This window comes from Dictyobacter sp. Z7_2 (assembly GCF_057551105.1).
The window spans coordinates 1,015,302-1,039,191 of record NZ_BAAJPE010000002.1; the positions used below are offsets into that span (position 1 = coordinate 1,015,302).

At 46.4% G+C, this 23,890-nt stretch carries 17 protein-coding genes and 2 tRNA genes; 9 read left to right on the plus strand and 10 right to left on the minus strand.

The window, feature by feature from the left end:
- Positions 1-22: 22 nt before the first annotated feature.
- From AC27N8_RS17750 to AC27N8_RS17770, 5 genes are all read right to left on the minus strand, one after another.
- A tRNA-Arg gene (locus tag AC27N8_RS17750) sits at positions 23-95 on the minus strand.
- A gap of 136 nt (positions 96-231) precedes the next feature.
- Positions 232-307, minus strand: a tRNA-Arg gene (locus tag AC27N8_RS17755).
- Positions 308-618: 311 nt separating this feature from the next.
- A complete protein-coding gene (locus tag AC27N8_RS17760) occupies positions 619-1,035 on the minus strand; it encodes an ArsR/SmtB family transcription factor (RefSeq protein ID WP_487068726.1) in 417 nt (138 codons plus the stop codon).
- Between the two features lie 308 nt (positions 1,036-1,343).
- Positions 1,344-3,155, minus strand: coding sequence for an aspartate--tRNA ligase (gene aspS / locus AC27N8_RS17765; protein WP_487068727.1), 1,812 nt, complete (start codon positions 3,153-3,155; stop codon positions 1,344-1,346).
- 197 nt (positions 3,156-3,352) lie between these two features.
- The gene (locus AC27N8_RS17770) at positions 3,353-5,839 is read right to left on the minus strand and encodes a Stp1/IreP family PP2C-type Ser/Thr phosphatase (RefSeq protein WP_487068728.1); all 2,487 of its coding nucleotides are present in this window, start codon (positions 5,837-5,839) and stop codon (positions 3,353-3,355) included.
- 253 nt (positions 5,840-6,092) lie between these two features.
- Here AC27N8_RS17770 and AC27N8_RS17775 point away from each other — a divergent pair, with 253 nt between their 5' ends.
- From AC27N8_RS17775 to AC27N8_RS17795, 5 genes are all read left to right on the plus strand, one after another.
- Positions 6,093-7,397: a peptidase dimerization domain-containing protein gene (locus AC27N8_RS17775; RefSeq protein ID WP_487068729.1), complete on the plus strand. Its 1,305-nt coding sequence runs from the start codon at positions 6,093-6,095 to the stop codon at positions 7,395-7,397.
- A gap of 386 nt (positions 7,398-7,783) precedes the next feature.
- On the plus strand, positions 7,784-8,959 hold the full coding sequence (locus AC27N8_RS17780; RefSeq protein WP_487068730.1) for a glycosyltransferase family 4 protein: 1,176 nt from the start codon (positions 7,784-7,786) through the stop codon (positions 8,957-8,959).
- Between the two features lie 24 nt (positions 8,960-8,983).
- On the plus strand, positions 8,984-10,588 hold the full coding sequence (locus AC27N8_RS17785; protein WP_487068731.1) for a sugar transferase: 1,605 nt from the start codon (positions 8,984-8,986) through the stop codon (positions 10,586-10,588).
- A gap of 4 nt (positions 10,589-10,592) precedes the next feature.
- A complete protein-coding gene (locus AC27N8_RS17790; RefSeq protein ID WP_487068732.1) occupies positions 10,593-11,726 on the plus strand; it encodes a glycosyltransferase in 1,134 nt (377 codons plus the stop codon).
- Between the two features lie 393 nt (positions 11,727-12,119).
- Positions 12,120-12,860 carry a hypothetical protein gene (locus tag AC27N8_RS17795; protein ID WP_487068733.1) on the plus strand — a complete coding sequence of 247 codons (741 nt, stop codon included), beginning with the start codon at positions 12,120-12,122 and terminating at the stop codon, positions 12,858-12,860.
- An 83-nt stretch (positions 12,861-12,943) separates the two neighbouring features.
- On the opposite strand, the gene AC27N8_RS17800 is transcribed toward AC27N8_RS17795, so the two are convergent.
- Entirely contained in the window at positions 12,944-14,143 is a 1,200-nt protein-coding gene (locus AC27N8_RS17800) for an acyl-CoA dehydrogenase family protein (protein WP_487068734.1), read from the minus strand.
- 160 nt (positions 14,144-14,303) lie between these two features.
- Here AC27N8_RS17800 and AC27N8_RS17805 point away from each other — a divergent pair, with 160 nt between their 5' ends.
- Positions 14,304-15,044 carry a glucosaminidase domain-containing protein gene (locus AC27N8_RS17805; protein WP_487068735.1) on the plus strand — a complete coding sequence of 247 codons (741 nt, stop codon included), beginning with the start codon at positions 14,304-14,306 and terminating at the stop codon, positions 15,042-15,044.
- On the opposite strand, the gene AC27N8_RS17810 is transcribed toward AC27N8_RS17805, so the two are convergent.
- Positions 15,028-15,903, minus strand: coding sequence for a CHRD domain-containing protein (locus AC27N8_RS17810; RefSeq protein WP_487068736.1), 876 nt, complete (start codon positions 15,901-15,903; stop codon positions 15,028-15,030). The genes AC27N8_RS17805 and AC27N8_RS17810 overlap by 17 nt on opposite strands.
- A gap of 323 nt (positions 15,904-16,226) precedes the next feature.
- On the opposite strand from AC27N8_RS17810, the gene AC27N8_RS17815 reads away from it, so the two are divergent.
- Positions 16,227-17,411: a tRNA dihydrouridine synthase gene (locus AC27N8_RS17815; protein ID WP_487068737.1), complete on the plus strand. Its 1,185-nt coding sequence runs from the start codon at positions 16,227-16,229 to the stop codon at positions 17,409-17,411.
- Positions 17,412-17,627: 216 nt separating this feature from the next.
- On the opposite strand, the gene AC27N8_RS17820 is transcribed toward AC27N8_RS17815, so the two are convergent.
- On the minus strand, positions 17,628-17,828 hold the full coding sequence (locus AC27N8_RS17820; RefSeq protein WP_487068738.1) for a hypothetical protein: 201 nt from the start codon (positions 17,826-17,828) through the stop codon (positions 17,628-17,630).
- Between the two features lie 835 nt (positions 17,829-18,663).
- Between AC27N8_RS17820 and AC27N8_RS17825 the strand changes: the two genes are divergently transcribed.
- A complete protein-coding gene (locus AC27N8_RS17825) occupies positions 18,664-19,365 on the plus strand; it encodes an SRPBCC family protein (protein WP_487068739.1) in 702 nt (233 codons plus the stop codon).
- A 243-nt stretch (positions 19,366-19,608) separates the two neighbouring features.
- Complete coding sequence (locus AC27N8_RS17830) at positions 19,609-20,205, plus strand: DUF1003 domain-containing protein (RefSeq protein ID WP_487068740.1); 597 nt, start codon at positions 19,609-19,611, stop codon at positions 20,203-20,205.
- Positions 20,206-20,823: 618 nt separating this feature from the next.
- Here the strand turns inward: AC27N8_RS17830 and lepA are convergent.
- A complete protein-coding gene (gene lepA, locus AC27N8_RS17835; RefSeq protein WP_487068741.1) occupies positions 20,824-22,632 on the minus strand; it encodes a translation elongation factor 4 in 1,809 nt (602 codons plus the stop codon).
- Positions 22,629-23,813, minus strand: a complete 1,185-nt coding sequence (mnmA, locus tag AC27N8_RS17840) for a tRNA 2-thiouridine(34) synthase MnmA (protein ID WP_487068742.1) — start codon at positions 23,811-23,813, stop codon at positions 22,629-22,631. The genes lepA and mnmA overlap by 4 nt, the downstream gene beginning before the upstream one ends.
- Positions 23,814-23,890: the final 77 nt, after the last annotated feature.

Sequence of the window (23,890 nt, forward strand, 5' to 3'; positions counted from 1 at the left end):
CACAAAACCAGTCCTTTAGCGGCGTACCCGATAGGATTTGAACCTACGACCTACAGATCCGCAATCTGTCGCTCTATCCACTGAGCTACGGATACTCAATGTCACTTCGCATACCTGCCAAACAGTTCATCTAGAAGCGGATAGAAATGTCAAAATCCTACTGACATCACTCTTTACACATAAAGAAACTTCGCGTTATGTATCAGGCTACATAAGGCAAAGTTCTATGTGTGGTGTACCCGAGAGGATTTGAACCTCCGGCCTACAGATCCGCAATCTGTCGCTCTATCCACTGAGCTACGGGTACTCGTATCAGTTGGAGATTCAGAAGCATACGAGCTTTGCTTGCTCCGTCCTGCATATCTCTCTGACTGCCTAATAATAGCAGAACATTCTACCCTTGTCAATAGATTTTACGCCGAAAATCAGCTTAAAAAAAGGCTCCAGGATAAGTGGAGCCCCAACAAAGTATGTCTTGAATCATAAGATCATGCTACCATAACATCAATTGGTAAAAATATACCAGAAAAGCCTGTTTGTCCATTGGATGCTTATTGAAGTAGAGAGGCAATGCATGATAAGAGGAATCATGAGCTCGTTTCGTAGCCTTACACTCTCCTATGCGAGTCCATCAATCACGTCGCGAGCACGATTTAAAGCATCGCGGCGTACATAATAGTAAGCCCAGAGGCCTTTTTTGCGGCAATCGACCAATCCAGCATCGCGTAGGATACGCAGATGATGCGAGATAGTTGGCTGCTCTAGCGTAAAACTCTCCACGATCTCAAAGACGCACACCTCTCCTTCATGACGGCTCAACAAGCTGAGGATACGCAAACGAGTCGGATCAGCCAGTGCTTTCAACAAACGTGCCTGTACAACAGCATCTTCTTCGGTCAATGTGGGTACAAACTTTGGCGTAATGACACTTGGATTGCTCAAGGGGGCAGTGTGTCTATTAAGCATACTGACTGCATTAGCGCCCCCCTGCGGAACTGATGCTCGATTTGTGTTTCCCTGATTCATCGATGTCATATTCTTCTCCTTCCATCCTCCCAACCGGATGTAAAACCAATAATAGATCTGTGGCTTATGGTATGTGTATACCTACAATTATTATAGAACTCTATCCAAATTGTTACTTCTGAATCTGTGCTTTTTATCTTTTATGCTGGAAAAATACTTTTATCAGCTTGTCATAATAATAAAGTAAAAAAATAAATATTCATAAATGCTGATACAATAATGAAGAAAACGTCTGCAAACAGAGAGGGCAACCTCAATCTTTGTAATGATCAAGGTTGCCCTCTCTGTTTGTGACAATTATGTAATCTATATGAAGATTACTCTATCTCTGTTACCCTGGAGCGTTTTTCTTCGGGACGCACCAGCAGATGCAAATCCTGAAGCTGTTTATCATCGACCAGAGCGGGAGCTCCCATCAAGAGATCTTGAGCGCTTTGCGTCTTGGGAAAGGCAATCACATCGCGAATACTATCCGTATCAGCCAGCAGCATAATTAAGCGGTCGATACCAAGAGCGATACCTCCATGGGGAGGTGCTCCGTATTCAAATGCCTCCAACATATGACCAAATTGTTCGGTAATTTGCTCATCGGTCATATTCATCAACGCAAAAACTTTATGCTGAAGCTCAGCCACATTGATACGGACACTCCCTCCACCAACTTCGAAACCATTGCAAATGATGTCGTACTGCTTGGCTCGAATATGCAGTGGATCAGTATCGAGGCGGCTAATATGGTCATCGTCCATACCAGAGAAAGGATTATGTTCAGCATCATAGCGCTTCAAATCATCATCATAATGGAAGAGCGGGAAATCGACTACCCAGCCCAGTGCCAACTCATCGGGATTGATCAGTTGCAAGCGCTCGGCTAACTTCACGCGCAAACGGAAAAGGACATCATTGCTAACTTTGACACTATCAGCCACAAAGAGTAGCAGGTCGCCGGGCTTCCCTTCTAAACGATCAATGATCGCCTGAACCTCTTCAGTGGTCATGAATTTTGTCAAAGGAGATTTGATATCACCATTGGCGGCAATAGCCAGAGAGACCAGTCCCTTCGCACCAAGCGTACGTGCAAACTCGGTCAGAGCATCAACCTCTTTGCGACTATAGCTGCCAGCTCCCGGCACGCGGATTCCTTTCACCAGACCTTGAGCTGCCAGGGCGCTGCGGAAGACACTAAACGTGCCGGCAGACGCCAGATCAGAGATTTCCACCAGTGGCAGATCAAAACGCAGATCAGGATGATCAGTGCCATAACGACTCATTGATTCCTGATAGCTGATGCGTGGGAACGGGCGTTGCTTAATCTGTTTCTGCGTTGTTGTCTCAATCACGTGGATCAGTAAGTCCTCGATCAGAGACATGACATCCTGTTCAGAAACGAACGACATCTCTAAATCCAGTTGAGTGAATTCCGGCTGGCGATCAGAGCGCTGATCCTCATCACGGAAACAACGCGCAATCTGGAAATAGCGATCCAGGCCGCCAACCATCAACAACTGCTTCAATTGTTGCGGCGACTGCGGCAAAGCGTAAAACTCTCCTGTATACAGACGGCTCGGGACCAGATAGTCACGCGCCCCTTCAGGAGTACTTTTCATCAAGATGGGAGTCTCAACCTCAACAAAACTACGCTCATCCAGATAATCGCGCATCGCCTTTACAACGCGATGGCGCAGAATCACGATATCACGCATCCTGCTACGACGCAGGTCAAGATAGCGATATTTCAGTCGTAACGACTCATCAACTTGTCCGCCATCACTGATCGGGAATGGAGTTGTACGAGATGGATTCAAGATCTTGATGCTTTCAGCAGCAATCTCTATCTCACCCGTGCTTAATTGTGGATTCACCGTCCCTGGTAAGCGACGTACCACTTTGCCCGTTACCTGCACAACATATTCAGAACGCAGTTCACTGGCAATACGATGAGCCTCTGGAGAATGCTCAGGATGACAAACAACCTGCGTCAGGCCATAGCGATCACGAATATCTAAAAAAATCAGCCCGCCATGATCGCGGCGACGATTCACCCAACCAGCCAGCGTCACAGATGTATCAACCGAAGCTGCGTTTAATTCACCACACGTATGTGTGCGGTATTGCACCTCAAATCCCACGTGAGTATTACTCCTTATTAATAGGTCACCAAAGGTGGGGATGCCAAAAGACGTCATAGATATGGCACGGCCCCATCGGATGCTGTTTCCTGCTTTGGTAGTTTCATAAGCTCTGACTGAAAATCACTGCTGTCTCCTTACGGATGCAGCAGTGACATCAACAGCTCACTCTTATTGTGGCACGCGCCGTCAATCCTCTAGGGATTTGGCGCACAAGCGGTAGCAGAAGAGACAGGGATACGCACCTGGTTCGAAGCAGAAGAACTTTGCATACCCGTCAGTAGATTAATCTGGCCAGTTCTGTTGTCAAAGGATAGCCCTTTAACGTCAGAGACAACGCTCCCGGATACGTATTGTTTCTGTAGAGTTGCACTTGCTTCAGTGCTTCCAGAAGCCGATCCAATCACCCCGCCACCAGCACGGCTAGGAGTCGGGGTAGCATCATTTGTGGTCGCGGCCGCCGTTGGGGTGGCTGTAGTCGTTTGCGCCGCACTGGCAGGCTTCATAATAAAGTCCAGTACACGATGGTTGGTATTATCAGCAACGTACAAGTGCTCTACATTGTTAATATCGCTAGCCGAGAGCAACGCCTGAGCCGTCTGGGCCACCGGGGCAGGTATAGTCAATACGTTGGCAATAGGAGCCGTCGGAGTTGAGACCGGCGTGGCAATATTAAAGGTTTGCGCATCCTGTGACCATGGAGTGGCGACACTTCCTTGCAGCAAAACATTTAATTCTAACGGATTGGTTGTCGCAAAACTCAAACTCTTGATCTGCCCATCACTATGCAGCAGGAACAACTGCTTAGAAGGCAGAGCCGTTGCGCTGACCACACCAGTAGAAATTGAGATCTTTGACGCCGTAGGATCAGTCGTAAGCTTATTTACATTATAATTAAGCACAGTCGCCTGATTCTGATTGGATTGGCTCGATGTGGCAATGATATAGATATCGCCTCCCCAGACTGTCATCAATTGCGGAATCTGACCACTCTGAAGAGATGTGGGTTTAATAACAGTTCCACCATTGACCTTTTCGGTCAACTTCCCGGTCTGGGTCTGAGGCTTAAAGGCGTGCAGGCGATACGTAAATCCCGCATCCGCTTTTGCCTCTGTCAGAGTATATAAATATGTATCATCGCTAGCAATCAGCAAAATTTTGTCTGCTCCCACCACATCCGCTACTTTTTGTAAAGTATTCTGCGCATCCACTTGATAAAGGTTATAATCTAAACCAAGAATATAGCTAGCAGTATGAGTCTTGTCAATCGGGACAGTGGCAATAGCCGATGTTGCTTTCGTCGGGTTGAGCGTGACGGGAGTAAATGTAGCACATGGCAAGAGTGCAACCGCCGATTGCGTATTATAAGCGTTTAAGGCAGATTTAAATTCGGTGGTAAAATCATTTTGTAATGTGTTCAGTTGATTACTTTGTTGCGGATTGAGCGTGGTATTCTTGGCGGTACGTAGATATGCCTGAGCCTTTGTTAAACTTATCAATGCATTACCAGGGTTTGCATTTATATTACTTTTCGCCTGTTGTATCAAGCTATTAGCCTGGTTGAGACCAGCCTGCGCATCTGAAGGTCGCAGGAAAAGATAGGCCGCCGCCGTACCGACTACCGCCAATAGGAGCGCCGTAACTAATACAATCGTCGGCAGCAACAAACGACTACGTCGCTTCTTACCCTTAGAGGGCGCCGCTGTTGCCAATGGGGAGGTCGCGCTGCTTGGAGAGTCAAAGAGCACCGTGGTAGGTCCTCGTAAAGGCCTGCTCGTGGAGCGATCTTCATCAACACGCATAGTAGAAGAAGGCATACCTAACGATGAAGTAGGCACGCGGCCCAAAATAGCAGTACTCTCATCAGCCACATGCCCTCCGCTCCCAACGCGTACCGGGTGTTGCAGTGCAGTGGGGATATCATCTCCCGCTTCGAGGATACGTATCACGATAGCGGTAATATTGTCGGGGCCACCATTTTCATTGGCCCGCTCTACCAGATGATAGACGCTCTCTTGAGGTAGATATTGATTGATTATTGCCCGCAGGTCATCCTCACCCACTGGTCCTGAAAGACCATCAGAACAGAGGACAAACGTATCGCCATCTTCCAGGATTTCGGTAAAGACGTCGACATCAACCTCGGCCTGGGTACCTAGCGCCCGGGTAATTACATTTCTCTGTGCATGGGAGCGAGCCTGATCTTTGGTCAAGAGACCCGCACGCACTTGCTCTTCTACCCAGGAATGATCCTGGGATACTTGTTTTGATTGACCATGACGCACCAGGTACGCACGGCTATCACCTACATTTGCAATATAGGCGACTCCACCGCGTACAACGGCAGCGACGCAAGTGGTCCCCATACCACTACGCATCATATTTTCGGCCGCTCGTTGATGAATTAAGGCATTGGCTCTTTTAATCGCATTCATCAATGAGAGGGGAATTTCATCATTTTCGTCCTGATAGTAGGCTGTACTTACTGTGTCTACAGCAATTTCGCTCGCCACTTCCCCTGCTGCGTGTCCCCCCATGCCATCAGCTACAATAAAGAGGGCACCTTTTTTGGCCATAACCTGACTGTCTTTGGGAATGACATAGGCCATATTATCTTCGTTATGGGGACGTTTACGGCCAACATCTGTTAGCTGTGCGACATCGAGCCGGAGTTGTTTGGACAACGCGCTTCTCTCCCGTACTTCAGTAGCTCTCGATTTGTGCGCACTGCCCACTAGGCAGTTGCTGGAACTTTAGGCTATAATACACCGATACAGAGAAAAACGCAACGTAATACACATTCTTGTTGCTGCGATCTTCTCGCTCACCTACTACTTAATACCACTCACTGCACTTGAGTATACTCTTTCAAACCTTGGCATGCAAGATTTTTAGACTGCGGTACTAGCAGCTTTGGTTCAGGAAGGCAGAATTTCTATGGTATCATCCTCAGTTCAACAAACACTTTTTCAAGCTATCGATGACTGTCTGCTATCCTACTTGAGTGATTGGCGAGCTTTCTCTACTTCCATTTATACTTCACAGGAGCAAAAGATACAAGAGGCTTTTCTCATTTTACTGCATCAATATGGATGGAATACCCATATATTGGACCACGATCAACACATTATTTACAGTGAATCTGCAAACAATGCGCCCTATACCCTCTTGTGCTTATTGCCCTATCCTCCTGCGACTTCTCAAAGAAGAGGATGGCAGCGGTTACTTCCTTTTTTCTCACATCTCGTTGCATTACAGATCTATCAAACACTCTTCGGCCCATTGCCCATGAATATCAAATGGCTCCTGGTCATGGAAGAAACAACCTCCCTGCCAACGCTGGAACGCATGATATCCGAACAGAGTTCGTTACTCAAAGCCGATAGCTGTATCTTGTATACCACAAAACATGAAATTAGCAAAGGAATTGGGCTTCCAGAACTAACTTTAGGAATAAAGGGGCATCTCTCTGCGGATATCTCTATCGAAACGGCGTCGGCTGTCATACCAATTCAGTATGGATCTATTGCCCCCAATGCAGCCTGGCAATTAGTTTGGGCATTGCATTCGTTAAAAGATGCTCGTGAAGATATCTTAATGGAGAGCTTCTACGACAATATTCTACCAGTCGAGGATGAAGCAGTCGAGGCGCTCAAACATTTACCGGATACATCGACGATGTTGGCCCAGACATGGGGGACTGAACATCTATTGTTGGATCTACAAGATGTACAACAATACTATGCACATTTTCTAACGCCCACCTGCTCGATCACTCAGATAAGCAGCGGCAACGACTCAGAATTTATCCCCGGTACTGCCCATGCCCAATTGGATTTTCGTCTCGTCCCTGATCAGAATCCTTATGAAATCTTTACACAACTCCAGCAGCATTTGCTAAAGCAAAGTCCATATCCCTTACAACTACAATTACGCTCTGCCAGCTATCCAGCCTATACATCGGCCAAAGATCCTCTAGTACAACAGCTTCAGCACAGCATGCAAGCTATTTACAACCAGGCACCGGCCATCATCCCGCTCAGCAGTGAGCTCAATGTGTATGAAGTATTTTTGCGTACCCGCTTAACGCTCCCCACTATCCGCATTGCTATGCCTGAGCTGCCGGAGATTAATACCACGTGGGAACAAAAATACCTCACTCAAAGTATCAAATTACAGGCACTCTTATTAGCCAATGCTCAAAGTTACCATCCATACGCAAGCAAACCGTCAAGCCATTAGTGCCATTTACTAGGACAAAACTCGGGAGCAGAGTATACTGGGAAATGTGCATACTGCATATGAGCGGTACTCTGCTCATATATCATCAGGAAAGTAACATCCAAATCTATCCGGTAGTAGTATGCTGAATCGAGTTACGTCAACGCAGGGAGCGCGGGAGTGTGAACCGATTTCATGTCAGAGACAGATTTAAACGCAGTCGAACGTCTCATGCAACGGCGCAAGATGGGTATGGTACCAGAATAGTTTTTGTGACCACACAAAAACCAGGGACGTTATAAAGGCATTGTAGAACGCTCACGGACAAAGGAAGCACTGATAATTGTGTCAGGTCAATTCCAAAGACTACTTGCGCTGGGAATCTGCTAGAGGAGAACACAACGAGCATGCATATAGGCATCAACGCACAGCTGTTATCCTACGACCAGAGCTATCGCAATGGTGGAGTTAGTCGGTATATCCGTTACCTGCTCACTCAGATCGCTAAAGAGCCTGGAGAACACACATACACCGTGTTCGTCAATGGCCAAGCAGCAATCGATCAGCTGACGCCACATCCACAAATCACCTATTTATCCGCTCCATGGCCAGAAACCAGGCCAGCAAGCAGGATCGCCTGGGAACAGTTTTCGCTCCCAACGATCATCAAGCAAAGGCAGATTGAGGTTCTCCATTCCCCGGTTAATGTACGACCCGAATGGTTACCCGAACAATGTGCCAGTATTATCACGTTACATGATCTGGCTTTTCTGCGGTTCCCACATGTATTTACACCAGCCAAACGCCTCTATCATCGCACGTTCACAGTTCGTAGCTTAAAACATGCAAGCATGATTATTACTGTTTCCGAAAGTACGAAAAACGATGTTCATGAGTTGGTTGGTATTCCCTACGAACGTATTCAAACTATTTATCCTTGTATCGACACACGCTTCTCGAACGTCTATAAAGAAGAACAGATACAGGCATTTCGAGAAAAACATAAGCTCCATGATGGTTTTATCTTGTACCTTGGTACATTAGAACCACGCAAAAATATTTTGACCTTGATTGATGCATACGTTCAGTTGAGACAAACATATCAACTGCGCGAAAAACTCGTCCTGGCTGGTGGCAAAGGCTGGCTTTATGATACAATTTTTGAAAAAGTACGCCAACTTGGTCTAGAGGAAGATATTTTATTTCCAGGATTTGTCTCGGATAGCGAACAAGCCCTTTGGTATCAAAGTGCCGCTGTCTTTGCCTATCCATCACTCTATGAGGGCTTTGGTATTCCAGTTGCAGAGGCATTAAGCTGCGGAACACCTGTCGTTACTTCGAATGTATCTAGCTTGCCTGAGGCCGGTGCTGGCCTGGCTCTCTGTGTTGATCCACACGATATCAATGCATTGAGTGATGCACTCTATCGCTCTATCACTGATCAGCAATTACGCGAAAAGTGCTTCCGGCTCGCGCCAACGGTCACACAGCAATTTTCAGCCCATGCGATGGCCCAACAAACGCTTGCAGCGTATGAGCAAGCCGCCAAAATGCATCATTTGAAACGTCTAACGTATGTTTAATAGCATTGAGATAGTATAAAACATATGGCTCGAATTGTAGATAACAACAAAACGGCACAGGCCTTCAGACCACAGACAGAAATGACGGAAGCAATGATGGCCGGAGCAACGGGACCAATCACCAGAGTCATCTCAGAACGCCGGTCGCATCGACGACATTGGCGGATAGCTGAATATGCCTTCATGGTCATTTTGGACGTGGTACTTATCCTTCTCGCCTGTTACTTAGCGTATGTCCTCCGCTTTTATGTACTCGCCCACAACGAAATGTTGATGTGGATGAGAGTACAAATTGTCGGTCACGATGGCCATGGGATTGTGGATAATCAACCCCGATTCCGTGATTTCTGGCAGATATGGGCAGGGGTTGTGGTGGGTTTAATCACACTTTTTGTGACACGCCGCATTTATCGTATCCGCCTGACAGGAAACTGGTTTCGGCAAGTCTGGGCAATTATCAGTGCCACTACCATTGGTACAGCCTTTTTGATTACCTGTTTTTTCTTTTTTGCCAACATCTTCTTAATTATACCAAATTCACGCTTACTCATACCATTCATCTGGGCGTCCTCTATCGCAGTGCTCTGTCTGGGTAGATTGCTTGTCTCCGGTGTGATGGGTATGCTCTATCGCCTGGGACTGGGCGAAACTCGTGTGCTGGTAGTAGGATCAGGGCGCGTAGGCAAGATGGTCATGCAATGCCTGGCTGCCAGCCCCGATCTGGGTTATTCCGTGGTTGGCTTCCTTCATGATCTCACAGAGCCTCCTGGAGATTTTGGACGCTTTAAAATGCTTGGGACCATCAATGATATCAGTGTAGCTATTCGTTCTATGCAGGTAGACGAGGTCATTATTGCCTTGCCTTCAGAGATGAATAAATATGCCATGCAGAGCGTAAAGCTCTGTGAACATCTGGGAGCGTCATTTAAACTGATCCCCGATATGTATGAGCTAAATCTGTCACGCATCGATATGGAAAACATTGAAGGCATCCCATTATTAGGTATCAAACAAGCTTCACTCAATACGCCTCAGCGCATCGTGACACGGTTTATTGATATCACAATCTCGCTCCTGGGATTAATTATCGGCTCTCCGCTCTATCTCTTGATTGCGCTGGCCGTTAAATTTAGTTCGCCCGGACCTGTTATTTATAAGCAAGAGCGTGTCGGATTGGACGGTAAACATTTCTTCATGTTTAAATTCCGGTCTATGTATAGCGATGCGGAACAACGACTGGCACAACTTATGAGCCTCAATGAGGCTCAGGGACCTATCTTCAAAATGAAATCTGATCCTCGCAGAACACCAGTAGGAAGTATTTTGCGCCGCACAAGCCTCGACGAGCTGCCTCAGCTCTTCAATATCTTAAAGGGTGAGATGAGCCTGGTTGGGCCTCGACCTCCCCTCCCCAGCGAGGTCGCTCAATATGAAGAATGGCAAAAAGTACGGCTCGCGATTAAACCCGGCCTGACAGGACTCTGGCAGGTACGTGGTCGTAGCAATATCAGTTTCGAAGAAGGCGTCCTGATGGATATCTATTACATAGAAAATTGGTCGTTGCGCTTATACATACAAACCCTCTTACGTACTATCCCAGCTGTCCTATTTAGTCGAGGAGCATATTAAGCCAATGAAAGTTGCATTAGTACACGATTATCTCAATCAAATGGGCGGGGCCGAACGCGTTGTGATGGCGTTCCATGAGATCTTTCCTGATGCTCCTATCTACACATCTATCTATGATCCTAAACGTGTCGATCCAGCCTTTCAAAAAATGGATATACGAACATCATTTATGCAGAAATTGCCGTTGGTCACCAAGCACCATCAACCATATCTGCCGCTATATCCTTTTGCGATGGAGAAACTCGATCTACGAGGCTACGATCTCGTGCTGAGTAGTTCTAGCGCCTTTGCCAAAGGCGTTATCACACGGCCAGAAACGATGCATATCTGCTATTGCCATACGCCAATGCGCTGGTGCTGGAATTATGATGAATATGTTGAGCGTGAGCAACTGGGCAGCCTCGCAAGAGGTATCTTGCCCTTTATGATCACAGGACTGCGCGTTTGGGACCAGGTAAGCGCAGCGCGCGTGGATCATTTTATTGCTAATTCACCTGTGATTGCAGAGCGTATTCGCAAGTATTATCGACGTGAAGCGGCATACATTCCCCCACCTGTCGAAGCCAGCCGTTTTCCATTTGATCCCGATATCATCCCTGAAAATTATTTTCTCATCCTGAGTAGGCTTGTTCCTTATAAGCGTATCGATCTGGCAATTGAAGCTTGTAACCGTCTCCAACTGCCCCTGGTGATCATCGGTGGTGGTCGTGATGAAGCACGCCTCAAGCAGATGGCTGGTCCAACCATCCGTTTTATGGGCAGACTCCCAGACGCAGAAGTAGTTCATTACTTTACACACTGCCGAGCGTTTCTCTTTCCAGGCGAAGAAGACTTCGGGATTACACCGTTGGAAGCGCAAGCTTGTGGCAGACCCATTATCGCTTATGGAGCCGGTGGTGCACTGGCATCAATTATTGATGGAGTAACGGGTAGCTTCTTCCATGAACAAACTGTCGATAGCTTAACGGCTGTCCTGGCCTCATTTGAAGAACAGGCATTTGATCCTCGCGTCATTCATAATCATGCGCTTGAATTCGATACATCGCGCTTCAGCCGCCGTATATTACAATTCATCGAAGCAAAAATGAGCGAAGGCAAGTCGGTTAGCTCAACACCGAAAAACGATATTATGCTTTAAGCTAAGGCACTGAGATGCAATAGGCAATGTTCTGCAAGATCTGGCATTATTGATGAATAATCATGGCACATGACGCTCAAAACGACTGTGCCTGCCAGTTTATCGAGAAATCCATGAGCCTCACATCAGCATGGATAGTATGGCGCATGACTCCTAGCAACTAAGTCCATATTATTGACAGCAGAAATTGCAGCCATTATAGTAAAACAGGCTTGTTGGAAGGTGGAGTAGGCTAAAGAGAGAGACACTTACAACTTTTAGCTCCATAAATGATACAAGTACCGTTATTTATTATCATAGAAGTAGGCCATGTGGTGTTTCTAATTTATTTGCATCTCACGAGACACATAGATAGCCTTACCGGTAATGCCAAGACGTATGAGGAGGACCAGTATGCAAGGACAAGGAGAGCAAGAGAATGGGCCATTTGAAAGACCGCCCACAAAAGATAACCCTTATCTCAATGGAACAGGCCAACACCGTGCTATAATGCGTAATCCGAATGAGGGAACGAGCAAGCATCAGGCCATCCAGCAGGTAATCTCACAAAAGACAACGGAGCAACGCGCACTTCCCAAGCGTCCTCCTAACATGGCACGTGTCGATGCACCGCCTGAGATGCCTCGCGCACCACGCCCAAGCCGCGAGCAAACCCCGCCGCAAAAGATGCGCAAACGTATCTTGATCTTTGGAGGAATTGCTCTGGTGCTAGCTATTATAGCCTGTACCATTGGCTCCTTTCTCGCCACGGGCATAAATACCAGCGCAGGACCAAGCACGACCGCAGTAGACTTTTTGTCATCTCTGAATACTAAAAATTATGCACAGGCATATAAAGACCTCGGGCCTGCAATCACCATTCGCATCTCACAAGACCAATTTACGCGACAAGCGCAAATTCTTGATACATGCTATGGAACAATAAATAATTATGTTGAAGTGCCCAATAGTGCTACAAATCAGGATAACTCTCAGGGCTATACATATACTGTGACACGTGCAAAGAGTGCAAAAAAACTTCCATATAAACTTCAAGTGACCTTACAAAAAGATCCTGATGATGGAACATGGAAGATAACAGACTATAGTAATAATCTTGGTCCGGCACAACCAGTACCCGCCTGCACCAAATAGCTAGTCAACAGTATCAGTGCGCAACGCATCTCACACCGCGCACTGATACTATGATTTCTCAGCATTGTCGCCACACTTCAGCTTCAAGAAAAAGCATTTTCCCCGGTAATCGCCTGTCCAATAATCAGCGTATGAATATCATCTGTGCCCTCATAAGTGAAAACGGACTCCAGATTATTCATATGACGGCTGATAGGATATTCAAGGGTAATACCATTAGCCCCAAGAATTGTACGGGCCTCACGCGCTGTATGTAGCGCTTCACGCACATTATTACGCTTGGCAATCGAGATCTGAACGGGATGCAACAAACCTTCATCTTTTAAGCGCCCCAATTGCAAAGCAAGCAGTTGCGCTTTCACCAGTTCAGTAGCCATATCGGCCAATTTTTGCTGTACCAGTTGGAAGCGGGCCAATGGACGCTGAAACTGCTGGCGTGTTTTGGCATAATCCAATGCGACTTCATAACAGGTGCGAGCCGCGCCAATTGTTCCCCAGGCAATCCCAAAGCGTGCTTCATTCAGACAAGATAATGGTCCACGCATCCCACGAACATCGGGCAACATCTGACTGTCAGGAATCCGACAATCCTCAAAGTGCAGTTCCGAGGTCACAGAAGCTCTGAGAGAGAGCTTGTGATGGATATCACTGGTTGAGAAGCCTGGTGTGCCACGCTCTACAATAAAACCCCGTACGCCATCCTCAGCGCGTGCCCAGATAATCGCAATATCTGCGATGCCTCCATTGGTAATCCACATTTTCGTGCCATTCAATATATACGTTGAGCCATCCCGACGCGCAGTCGTGCTCATGCTAGCGGCATCACTACCACTATCAGGTTCAGTCAAGCCAAAACAACCAATCACTTCACCCTTCGCCATCCGTGGAAGCCATTGCTCTTTCTGCTCTTCCGATCCAAAGGCAAAGATAGGAAACATTGCCAGCGAACCCTGTACCGAGACAAATGAGCGGATACCACTATCGCCAGCTTCTAACTCCTGACAAGCCAATCCATAAGACACGGCATTCAAACCAGCACATCCATAACCGTGCAGATGCATCCCTAGCAATCCCAATTCAGCCAGCTCAGCAACGAGTACGCGTGGAAAGGTGCCAGCTTCAAAATGATCTCCGATTATCGGCAGGACGCGTTCACGCACAAATTGTCGCACGGTATCGCGTACCATACGCTCTTCTTCGGAAAGGATAGTATCAATTGTGTAGAGATCTGTCGGTGAAGGCAGCGGTGCCTGACGAGCAGTATGAGTACTTTCAACCATCATTATCGATCCTCTCTGCAATATCTACCACGAATGCCCATAGTTAAAATGGCTATTGCGTTCACAAAGAATCTCTTTAGCCTTATAGTATAGTGTATCATTATTCATCTATGACGTATCTGCTCATAACGCACCTAACTGATATTCTCAGGGAAAAATAATCATGCCAAAAGTCAGGAAAAGATCTTATCGGTCGTATCGGCCAACATATAGAAGATATCGTGGTAGAAAGAGCCGCAAAAATTCGAGGCCTTCTACATCTCAGATGTTGCTGGGGCTGGCAACTGTCTGTATAATTGGAATTGGACTCGTCAGCTTTCTGCACTCACACTCACAATCTGACAACGATCAATCTGCTTCTTCATATACACTTGAGGGAGAGCCAACAATTAGTGCCAATTTCATTAATAGTGTGCTGGATTACTATGATTCTCCGGCAGCAGGCAAAGGTCAAGCGCTCTATGACGGTGGAGTCAAATACGGCATTGATCCAGCCTATGCGTTGGCTTTTTTTATGCAAGAAAGCACCCTTGGAACGAAAGGTGTTGCCACTGTTACTCATTCACTGGGAAATATCCGCGCCACCCAGGGCCATCCTCAATACGAGGGGTACCGCCAATATGCAACCTGGGAAGAGGGTTTTGAGAGTTGGTATGAGCTCATTGCACAACAATATATCAACACGTGGGGACTCAAGACAGTTGATCAGATTATCCCGGTCTATGCACCAAGCAGCGATAATAACAATGAGCAGCAGTATATCGATACAGTTAAATCGCTGGTACGCAATTGGCGTGCGGGAAAAGTCACTATTTCTACAATAAAACCAGAACCAGGATTGTATGTAAGCAATCCTGGTTCTTATCACCGGCGTATGAATGAAGACTTTAATGTAACGTCGTAATGTCACCACAGGCAAAGGGATCGTTACTTGTTTGCGACTTCAAATCAGAGGCTCCCAAATGGATATTTACATACCAACCATTGCGTGGCACAGATTTGATATCAGGAATGACAGTGGTTGTTTTAGCATCTCCTGATGCATCCGCAACAATGGGCTTGAGATCATATTTAATCGGCCCCTGACTGGCGCAACTACCACTGTGCAAATGAGCCAGATGTTTCGAATTTGGCGCTAAACCCTTCAATGCAACCACTACGGTCAACTGATTATTAGCGGTATTGAGATCAGCAGTACCACTGACCGATTGGTTGGGCGCAAATGCTTCATCGAGCGTTGCCTGAACATTTTGGGACGATTGGGTTGAAGACGTCGGATTGAAAATATTGGCACAAGTAATATCCATCGACTGATCATTTGTGACCGTACCAGGGCCATTGCTGACATCTATATGCCAACCAGTCTCAGGAATGCCTCCAGGGACATCTTTCACCTTTGTAACCACATCGGCAAAGCCAATATTTGTCGCTTTGATTGCCGATAGATCGTAAACGACATCGCCAGCACTTTTACAGCTCCCCGAACTAATATGCGCCGGATGAGCGCTTTGAGGAGTAAGACCTGTCAATGCCATATGCACGGTCATCACATGAGATGTATGATCCCACATCAGTTCAACCGTCCCCGAAGGACTATGTCTTATAAGTGCACTCGCCGCGTTCACGACCGAACTCGTAGGCTGCGAATCTGCTCCCGATAGTGAATTGTTACCCGAATCGCATCCAGCAAGAAGCAAGGTTGTCGCTCCAAGCAACAAGATCAGATAGATGTTTTTTTGCTTGACAAAACATTTTGTAAGCATATTGACTCCTTTTCCATATATATGTCGTATACCTTTATTATAATGCTATATATTTCCACTGACAAATTTAATGTTTCAAATCTTCCTATACATATAATTATTATCAAACAAACAAATAAATATAGTATAAAAAATACAGCTATTACAAGCACTTCAGCGAGAACAAGAGCGCAGAACACGCTATCTCTGGCGACAAAAAGAGATTGACCTTTACACCCAAAAACATGTATCATAGAGAGATACATTAATCATCAAATATTCAAAGAGAAAATATCAGCGCAATACCAGGCTATTACCAATGCACCGAAAGAGTTAACAAACAGATGAAGCAGACATTCTGGAATGATTTACAACAACCGATAATTGGACTGTCACCAATGGATGGTGTCACAGATGCTCCATGCCGTACGATACATGGCCTTCACGGACGTCCCGATATTATTATGACCGAGTTCACAAACGTTGAAGGACTCTGGCGCGGAAGCGAACGTATCTTTCGCGATTTTCTCTACACACCGGCTGAACGTCCAGTAGTCGCACAAATCTTTGGTTGCCGCCCAGAATACTTTTATAAAGCTGCACACATTGTCTGTGAACTAGGGTTCGATGGGGTCGATATCAATATGGGCTGTCCTGCAAGTAGCATCGCCAGCAAGGGTGGAGGAGCCGCTTTAATTCGTCTCCCAGAGACTGCTAAAGAGATTATCAGGGCGACACAACAGGGAGTGCGTGATTGGGCCAATGGACAAACCCTGGAAGATCTGGGAATAGAGCCTCAACGCATTCAACGCATCAGGCAAATGAACATAGATCGCACATTCATCTGGGGTGATCCGGTTCAATACGAGCGCCGCCTCTTACCTGTCTCTGTGAAGACACGTCTGGGCTACGACTCCATTATTATCAAAGATTGGATACAAGAATTGCTCGAATTGGAGCCAGCGGTTATCTCTTTGCATGGGAGGACGTTGGTCCAGCACTATAAGGGCGAGGCCAACTGGGAAGCCATCGCCAGCGCCGCAGAGATCGTCCGTGGCACGGATACTTTGATTCTAGGCAATGGAGATATTCATTCACTCTATCAGGCCTCAGAGAGGATCAGGATGTCTGGGGTCAATGGTGTATTGATTGGACGAGCTACATTTGGCAATCCCTGGCTCTTCAAAAATAAGGCACTCTTAAAACAGCTCCTGGCAGACGATGTTGTTCCCACTCCGGAGAACCTCCCCGATGTCATGCCGACAAGGGAAGAGCGCTTTTCAATGGCGCTGGAACACGCTCGTGTTCATGCTAAATTGAAAGGACAGGAGCACTATATTGAGATGCGCAAGCAACTCGGTTGGTATCTGGGACATTTTTCAGGAGCCAAGCAGATACGCAATGAATTGGTACGCATCAATAGCTTGATAGAGGTTGAAGAAATCATCAAGCGTGCCCTTGAGCAATCTGAAAGTATGTTAGATACGCACGCTGAGGAAGCAAAAAAAAGCGTAGAATATTCTGTATAATCGAATATTCTACGCCTGGCTATGACCTCATATCAATCATGAGGTATTGACGAGCACATCAGAAAGACCCTCTCAGGGTAACGAGGACGAAATACACAGAGCGCATAAGCGAAATTCATATCAGACATATCCCACGGGATTCGCCGCCTTTGGAGAAGGGATATGTATACAGTGCTCGTATACCTGATTGACTGCTCATCGGATCTATGACGACTCTTAGACCAGGACGCCTTCGAGTTCGCCAACTAACTTTTGGATCTCACGTAAGTGCTGTTCTGCAATCTCAACGTTCTCCAATGCCTGTGCTAAAATACGTGCTTCAAGTGATGGATATGACTCAACGATCTCAGGGTCGATAGAGCCACCTAGTAATTCCATCGCACGACTCAAGTTGTCTTCTAAGGTTCCAAGTACCATTGTTTGTTACCTCTCCAAAGCATAGAATTCAAATGCTACCAATGGGACGATTTATATAAACCGTGTCTCATCAGGATCAGACTCGCTCTCTGTATTACCTTCTACTACGTAAGCATATGCTCAATAGTTACATTCATAGAGCCCAATTTCTGTTTGTTCTCTGTACTTACGTTCATATTACACCAGACGCAAGCAGAAGTCTAAACGGGTCTTGTTTTCTGACGAAACATACTAGAGAATTGTAGAATTACTGCACATTCCATCGATTCACAATCTGAAATGTGATTTCAGTATCTACATAATGGCATACTTTGTTTTTTCATTTTCGTCCAGTGAATTCTGTTCTACGAGAGCATAATAACAGGCTTTTTCCAACAATACAACAAAAAAGGACCTCTGTGCTTCCCTACTTGCTCAACTTACTCATGAGATTATCTTCTTTTCATATCAGCGTACAACATAGCTCGACATATTCACAATATTTACGCTTAAAAACCCGGCAAGATCTTTAAGTCTTACATACAACATCATTGTTAAGCGCAGCAAACTGAGTCATTTGTAGTTAGAGACAAAATATTCTCCTATGCCACCAGCCCGGGGTTGCCAATGATTACAAAGAGACGCTCAACACGCATGGAGGGATATTTATTTATTGAGCATGCTCGCTAAAAATACACATTGCCACGATATGGAACACAATGAAGCGAACAAGAATACGTATGCGTGTACCAAAAGAGACATCCACTGACTAGTCAAAAACCAATCAGATAAACGATATTACTTTCTCCTATTGCAATAATCAGCCATAGGAGGTACACAAAGAAAGGGTAGAGCTATGCAAAAGAACTATACAAATCATCATGCCGAGATTCTGGTCACGGCTCCAGTTCATCAAGTATATTCCCTGTTCACGCACTTTAATGATTTCCCCAAATTCATGAGTTTCGTGAAGGAGGTTACCTATCATGATGATCAATCAAGTCATTGGGTTGCCAATATGGTAGGTAGTCACGAATGGGATGCGGTTAATGAAGATTGGATTACCGACAAACAAGTTGGATGGCGTTCGACCGATGGTCTTAGTAACTTTGGAAAGGTTACTTTTACGCAGACATCTCCAGAACAGACCAAAGTCGATGTGTCAATTAGCTATGATCCACCAGCTGGTATCATCGGTGATGCGGGAGAAAAACTTGGAGTGGGAAATCATTTTCAAAATGCGCTCGAGCAGGATCTCACACACTTCGCGCAAATGGTTGATCAGGCTCCCGCTGGAGCACTTGATCCAAATTCATCGAACTACCTGTTCCATGCCGACAGTGCTGCCACTAAAGGACAGACAACCAGCCGACAAAATGAGAGCATGCAAAATGATTCAGTGACCAATAAAGCAGCGAGCGGTGCACCTCTGCTAGATAAAGATATCACCGGCACAACAAATAGCCGTCTGGCAACCAATGACGGCACAAATCCCCTGGAAACGGGTACAACTCCCTCAAGCAAGAACGCAGTCAATGAGGGAGAGCGCCTTCAATAAGAGCGGATTCTTACCCAAGTTCATTATTAACACGCCTACAGCCTCTAGCGAGGGGGAGGGCAGACACAAAATAATCACAGTGTCTGCCCTCCCTTTCAGTACTCTTCTCCATCCGGGACGGCGCAACCAATCTACACTAACGATGGAAGCAACCCATAGAGAAGATAGACATGCGTTGCCAATGATCACTGTTCGGTTCACAAATATTGCCGTTTCGCATCTGGAGGTAGAATCTACACCATTATGGATAAGATAGAAAAAGACCAATCACAAAAGACACCTCAGAAGAAGGAAAATTTAACCGCGTTGATGGATATTATGGAAAACGATATCGGCAATCTGGCTTCTCTACGTCGCGATGTGGAGCGTGAAGCCAGCAAACATCAACAATTCATTGAAAAAATCACGCTTAACATCCTGGGTAGGCCATTTACGCTCTACACGATCTTTTTTGTTACCCTTCTATGGGTACTCTTTAACACAGGAAGCCAGCTCTTTGGTTTAACCATGTATGATATGCCCCCATACTTCTGGTTACAAGGGGCTGTTGGTTTTATTGCTCTGCTTACCACAACTGCCGTGCTCATTACACAAAATCGGCAGAATAAATTGACTGAACAACGCACTTTTCTGGAACTGGAACTCTCTTTACTCACAGAGCGAAAAGTTAGTAAACTTATTGAATTGGTGGAAGATTTACGTAAAGATATGCCACAAGTATCTAACCGTCAAGATAATCAAGCTAACATTATGAAGGAGAGCGCAGATCCAGCCCAGGTTCTTGACTTATTTCAAGGAACTTACCAGGAGGCGATAAAAGACACGAAAACTACATCCTAAGCACGAAAAAAGACACGATATATGTATATAATCACGTATTGCAACTCCCATAACAGCAATTTTTTTCTTTAGCCCTTGACAATTCGACAATCAGGTGTTATCATACAAATATTCCAAAGTCATTAAGGAATATACCAGGGAACTAAAAAGACCTTGGCACAAGGCAAGTGCCTTGCATAAGTAACCCGGAAGGAGATCTTATGATAACCACTGATCTTATAAGAACCATGAAGAAACCAATACGCCTGTTGGGGGTAGTATTTCAGATTGACAAGGAGTGCCCGTAGATGCGGGCCAGCCGAGCCTCTGAGCGTCTTGTCACCCCGTTTCTGAACAGCATTCTCCTTAGATGAGGAGAGTCCTAAACAGTCATGACGCGCTTTACACGTCCGGGAGAGGCAGAGGTAAGCAGAGGATGGTCGCTGCTATTTACAGCGATGTACTCAATACTTTGTGTACTCGGTTGACTTAATTACGGGAGAGGTAAAGAAGAAAAAAAATATAGATGAGCTGGATAACCGTGATTATCCAGCTCTCTTTTTGTCCAAAATCATTCATGGTGCGCAGCTATCATTCTCTCTGCAACAGGCAACCTATCAGATAAAAAGATAGCATCTACTAGTCCTTACCAATAGAGAGGACAGCCATAAATGCCTCCTGTGGAATCTCAACATTACCGACCATCTTCATCCGCTTCTTGCCTTCTTTTTGCTTCTCCAGCAGCTTGCGCTTACGTGAGATGTCACCACCATAACATTTCGCCAGCACATCTTTACGCATGGCTTTGACCGACTCACGAGCAATCACACGTGAACCAATTGCGGCCTGAATCGGCACTTCAAACAGCTGGCGAGGAATCAGGCCACGCAATTTCTCAACAAAGGCCCGACCTTGATGATAGGCATGTTCTCGATGTAGGATCAAAGACAAAGCATCAACTGGTACTGTATTCACCAGGATATCCATTTTAACCAGGTCAGAAGCTCGATAAGAACCAAAGTTATAATCTAAGGATGCATATCCTTGCGTACGAGATTTCAGCTGGTCATAGAAGTCGATAATCAATTCAGCCAACGGGATCTCATAGGTCATCAAAACCCGCTCAGACTCCAGATACTTGAGGTCTTTATACGTGCCACGCTTCGTTGTCACCAGATCCATAATGGTGCCAATATACCGTGAAGGAGTAAAGATAGAGATATCCATATAAGGCTCCGCGATCTCCTCAATCTCTCCAAAGTTTGGCATCTCAGAAGGATTATCAACCTGGATAACCTCTCCCCCAACCCTGGTGACATGATATTCAACGCTGGGAGCTGTGGCCAGGATATCCAGGTTATATTCACGCTCCAGACGCTCTTGAATGATCTCCATATGCAGTAAGCCCAGAAAGCCACAACGGAAACCAAAGCCAAGCGCATTGGAGGTTTCAGGCTCATAATTCAGAGCAGCATCATTCAACTGTAAGCGATCAAGCGCCTCGCGTAATTCTGGATAATCATTGCTATCCACTGGATAGAGCCCAGCAAAGACCATTGGTTTGGCTGGCTGATAACCTTCCAGGGGAGTAATCGTTCCAAGAGCACTGGGAACCGTCACTGTATCCCCTACCTGACAGTCCTTAACATTCTTGAAACCTGTCGCGATATACCCCACTTCTCCCGTCGTTAACGTTCCGCTGGAGACTAGACTGGGATGAAAATAGCCAACTTCTAGTATCTCAGCGGAACTTCCGGCCGCCATCATTGAGAGACGCTCCCCAACGTGGAGACGACCATCCATGACACGGATATAGGCAATCACACCTTTATAAGCATCATAGTGTGAGTCAAAGACCAGAGCACGTAAAGGACTATCCTCATTGCCAGAAGGAGGTGCTACCTGCTTTACAATGGCTTCCAGAATGTTCTGTGTGCCAATGCCTTCTTTGGCTGAGGCAAGAATACATTCCTCTCTCGGCAAACCGATAACATCGACGACCTCTTGAATAACTCTCTCTGGCTCCGCACTTGGCAAGTCAATTTTGTTAATGACGGGGATAATCGAGAGATCGGCCTCCAGAGCCAGGTAAAGATTAGCCAGTGTTTGTGCCTCAACTCCTTGAGTCGAATCGACCACAAGCAAAGCGCCTTCACAGGCAGCAAGGCTACGTGAAACCTCGTACGTAAAATCCACATGCCCGGGAGTATCAATCAGATTTAACTCATAGACCTCGCCATCCAGGGCCGTATAGACCATACGTACCGCTTGCGATTTAATCGTGATGCCTTTCTCACGCTCCAGATCCATTTGATCAAGCGACTGCGCTTGCATGTCACGCTTTGAGATGGTACCAGTAAATTCAAGCAAACGATCGGCCAGCGTAGACTTGCCATGATCAATATGTGCAATGATACAAAAGTTTCTTATATGTGCCAGATCCGTCATTCTACAATAATTCCTCCGCACAGCACCTCAGCGTCATCCTCACCGCCATAGAACACGGCTGCCTGCCCCGGTGTGATGGACCGTTGTGGATGTAACAGGGTGACATGTACACGCTCACCCTCAATAGGGGTCACAAGTGCAGGCTGCTCAACACCTTTGTAGCGGACACGCACCAGCGCCTCAAATGGTTCTGTTGGCGTTTTACCGTTCAGATAATGCATCTTGCCAACCAGAAATTCCGACTGCTCTAAGGCCGTGGCAGGTCCCACAACAAGTGCGTTGCGTGATGCATCAATTTTGAGAACATGCAATGGATCACGGGAGGTAATACCCAATCCCTTGCGCTGTCCAATCGTATAGTAAGCCAGACCACGATGACGCCCCAGAGCATTGCCCTGCTGATCATAGATAGGTCCAGGCTTCGGAATCGTAATCAGAGAAGAACCAGCACTCCGTTGCGGAGCCACTCCCGCTCCAACAGCCACCGGTGCTTCCTCTAACAGGCGCGCAGATGCATAGCGATCGATAAAACCACGATAATCGTTTTGTGCCACAAAACAAATCTCCTGGCTTTCAGCCTTTGTCGCCACCGTCATTCCACGCTCAGCAGCCATCGCCCGCACCTCTGTCTTGGTATATCCTCCCAGAGGGAAGCAAGCATGCGAGAGTTGATGCTGATTGAGGACGTGAAGCACGTAGGACTGATCTTTATCCGGATCTACAGCACGACGTAGGCGACGCATACCGGTCACGGGATGATCATCAACACGCACATAGTGCCCCGTCGCCAGATAATCTGCATTCAGAGCCAGTGCGCGGTTGAGCAGCACGGTAAAACGAATATGGCGATTACAATTTAAACAAGGATTCGGCGTACGGCCTTCAACGTAATCCTCATAAAACGCATCGACGATCTTCTCTTTGAATTCCTCTTCAACGTTGACCAGATAAAATGGTATATCGAGCTTGCGCGCAACGCGTCTGGCATCATCAACAGATTCCAGAGAGCAACATTTGTTTTGCGCCACACGCTCAATGCCATCATCTTCATCTTCAATCACACCAGGTTCAGACCAGAGGCGGAGCATGATACCGATCACCTCATGGCCTTGCTCCTTGAGGAGCGCTGCGGCGACCGAGCTATCTACGCCGCCGCTCATTGCGACGACTATTCGTGCCATGATAAAAATCCCTGCTTGTTTGTTACTAGAGTGTATGGTAATAATGGGCCTATGTAGAAAAAAGGACTAGCCTTATG